Source organism: Lysinibacillus cavernae (assembly GCF_009724685.1).
In the GTDB taxonomy this organism is placed as follows: Bacteria; Bacillota; Bacilli; order Bacillales_A; family Planococcaceae; genus Lysinibacillus; species Lysinibacillus cavernae.
In genome coordinates, this window is record NZ_WMEF01000032.1 from 1 (window position 1) to 1269 (window position 1269).

At 37.5% G+C, this 1269-nt stretch carries 1 protein-coding gene; it reads right to left on the bottom strand.

Annotated elements, in window-relative coordinates; all coding sequences use genetic code 11:
- Positions 1–38: 38 nt before the first annotated feature.
- Positions 39–1231, bottom strand: a protein-coding gene (locus tag GJU32_RS22810; RefSeq protein WP_155592825.1) for an IS3 family transposase whose coding sequence is annotated in 2 segments (ribosomal slippage) — positions 39–925 and positions 925–1231 — 1194 coding nt in all. Because the reading frame shifts where the segments join, the coding sequence is not laid out codon by codon here.
- Positions 1232–1269: the final 38 nt, after the last annotated feature.

The following is a 1269-nucleotide window of genomic DNA, read 5'->3' on the forward strand; positions in this document are numbered from 1 at the left end:
TGGACTTACCCCTGTTAAGTAGACAACACTAAAAAACACTACGCAGCCATCTGGTGTCGATATTCTATCGGCGCTAGATGGTTGAGTCGTTTTTGAAAACGTTTATAGTTGTAAAAGTAGATATATTGCTCAACTGCTTGGATAATCTCTACTTCAGAATTATCCTGTAGTAGATACAAACACTCGCTTTTAAAATGGGAGAAGAATGATTCAATACAGGCATTATCGTGACAGTTCCCTTTACGAGAATGGCTGCCAATCATGCCGAGTTGTTCCACTGTTTGATGATAGTTAATCGATGTGTATTGAAAGCCTTGATCTGAATGGAGAATACTTCGATACACATTTCTTTTTGCTGTCAATTCTTCAAGCGTATCTATGACCAGTTTTAAATCGTTTCGTTTGCTTATCTTCCAAGCGACAATTTCGTTATTATATAAATCTTGAACCGCAGAAAGATAGAGAAAACCAGTTTTGGTTGGTAAGTACGTAATATCTGTGACGAATACTTCATTTTCTGTACGCTCTTTAAATTGGCGTTCTACGATGTTATCGAATACACGAGATACTTGGTTTTTCCACACACGACGCTTCTTACGGATAATGGACTGAATGCCTAGCTCACTCATTAATCGATAGACTTTCTTGTGATTTATTTTGAACCCTTTGTCTCTTAAGGCGATTTGCATACGTGGGTAGCCATACATTTTATGTGTTTGATGAATCGATAAAATGTGCTCCTTTAAAAGGATATCATCCCGTTTACGTAACGATACCTTTCCATTTTTTACCCATCTATAATAGCCTGAACGTTGCACTTTAGCCATTTCAGTTAGCCAAGTAATCGGGTAACGATTCTTCATCTCATCAATAATTCGATAACGATCTGGATAAGTTGGCATGCCTCCATTTACAGATTTGGATACTGCTTTTTTAGGAATTCCACCTGTGCCTTATAGTAATCCCGTTCTTCTTCCACATCTTTAAAGTGAACTCGTTTACCTTTCAGAGGATTCTTCACACCTTTCGCTCCAGAACCAGCGGATGGAAGACGGTTAAACGCTTCAATCGAACCCACTTCTTTAAACTTTTTGACCCAAGCCACCACCTGCGAACGATTTTGAATGCCATATTTTTCTGCAATTTTTTGCGAGCTTTCATTGCCTTTTAAATAAGCTTGTACTACTTCTAATTTCAATTCATTTGAATAAACCTGATTTTTTCGAGCCATAGAAAATCCCCTTTAAGTAGAATGTTAACTACAGTTTA